Source organism: Micromonospora sonchi, from assembly GCF_014646235.1.
In the GTDB taxonomy this organism is placed as follows: Bacteria; Actinomycetota; Actinomycetes; order Mycobacteriales; family Micromonosporaceae; genus Micromonospora; species Micromonospora sonchi.
Genome location: NZ_BMNB01000081.1, coordinates 1 through 1,479, shown reverse-complemented (window position 1 = coordinate 1,479; position 1,479 = coordinate 1). Strand labels below are relative to the sequence as shown.

General features: G+C 69.3%; 2 protein-coding genes and 1 pseudogene. All 3 read right to left on the bottom strand.

Annotation, left to right across the window (positions count from 1 at the left end; all coding sequences use genetic code 11):
* Nucleotides 1-510: helix-turn-helix domain-containing protein (locus IEY61_RS30835; protein ID WP_229706656.1), on the bottom strand; the 510-nt coding region annotated here is incomplete at its 3' end.
* Nucleotides 500-664 (bottom strand): hypothetical protein, encoded by a 165-nt coding sequence (locus IEY61_RS30830; RefSeq protein WP_189050858.1) that lies wholly within the window; start codon nt 662-664, stop codon nt 500-502. The genes IEY61_RS30835 and IEY61_RS30830, both read right to left, overlap by 11 nt.
* 125 nt (nt 665-789) lie before the next feature.
* Nucleotides 790-1,479: pseudogene (locus IEY61_RS30825) on the bottom strand (XRE family transcriptional regulator); the annotation flags it as partial.

Genomic DNA, 1,479 nt, shown 5'->3' with positions numbered 1-1,479 from the left:
CTCGTCCAGCTTCACCAGCAACGCCGCCGTCACCCGGTACGCCTCCACCACCAGCCGGCCAGCCGTCGGATCCCGGGCATAGGTGCGCTGCACATCGCGCAGCAGGCTCGGTAGCAGCTCGACCACCTGTGGATATCTGGCGTGCTGGTAGGCGGTCCACGCGTACCCGACGTGCCGGGAAACACGATCGGCCGGCAGCACCGGCGCGGGCCGGTCACGCACCAGCTCGTACGCCGACAACGCCCCTCGGATCCGCGCGATCTCCTCGCTGTCGCCGAGCGCGTTGGCGGGCTGGGTGTCACGCCCGAGCAGCGTCGCGGCGTCAACCCGTAGAACGGCGGCAATGTCGCGGATGGTCGACACCCGCTCCAACGAGCGGACTCCACGCTCGACCTTGTCCACCCAACTTTTCGACTTGCCCAACCGGTCGGCGAGGGACTGCTGCGACAGCCGTCGCCGCGCCCGCAAGTACGCGACCCGTCGACCGATCGGCACCCGGTCACCGCTCACGACGACGCCACGGCCGATCCGGCACCGCGCGAGTCGTCTCCTCGACCGGTATTCGTTCCGCCTCAGCCTGGGCGAGAATTCGCTGCTTCGCGGCCTCCCGCTCGGCTGCCTGGATCTGCTCGCCTCGGCTCTCAGACGAAGAGTTCTCGCTCATGCCCCACCTCCGCTGGTAGGGGCGCGGCGACGTGCTCTGGAAGGCCCAGCACCGCCCGCCGCATCCCGTAAACGAGAAGTTACGGTCAGTCGCGAGCCGGGCCGGGTAAGGTTCCTACCCCTCAATCAGGAGACGAGTCCGACCCTGGCCGCGAGGTCACGCGCGTCGTCTCGGGTGGAACGCGGCCCGTCGAGCAGGTCCAAGGTGATCTGACGGGCGTACCCGTTGAAGCGGATCGTCTCAGGAGCCGACTCGTACGCCCGCCGAAGCGTCGCCACGGCCGCTTCCTTGTCGTCCTTGCCGTAGTGCGCCCGCGCGACCTCGATGAGATGGCGTGCCCGACGCGGCCTCGACGGGATCGCCGCCGCATCATGACGACGAGCCTGCCGCACCGCCTCACCCGACTTCTGCAACTCCACCGCCACCGTCACCGCGTGAGCCCCCATGATGACCCGCGAAAACGACGTCTGCGTCTGGTAGAAACCCTGCGGCAGGCGCTGCGCCACCCGGTCCGCGCGATCCCAGTACCGCCAGGCCCGCCCTTCCTCACCGGCACGAGCCGCCGTGTACGCGGCCTCGAAGTTCAGCGCACCCCACAGCGCCAGCAGATTCGTGCTCCCGTCAGCCGCCCGCGATTCCAGAGCCGACAGCACGTCCAGCGTCACCACCATCGCGGTGTCCCAATCCCCGGCGTCCCGATGCACCTGACACAGGAACCACCCCGCACACGCGATCGCCTCAGGATCACCGGACTCCTGCGCCGCCACCATCGCCCGGTCCGCCACCCGCCACAGCAACTCGGCAGCCGGCTGGTA

Coding starts and splice junctions, on each gene's coding strand:
- IEY61_RS30830 (WP_189050858.1), bottom strand. CDS start 664: ATGAGCGAGAACTCTTCGTCTGAGAGCCGAGGCGAGCAGATCCAGGCA.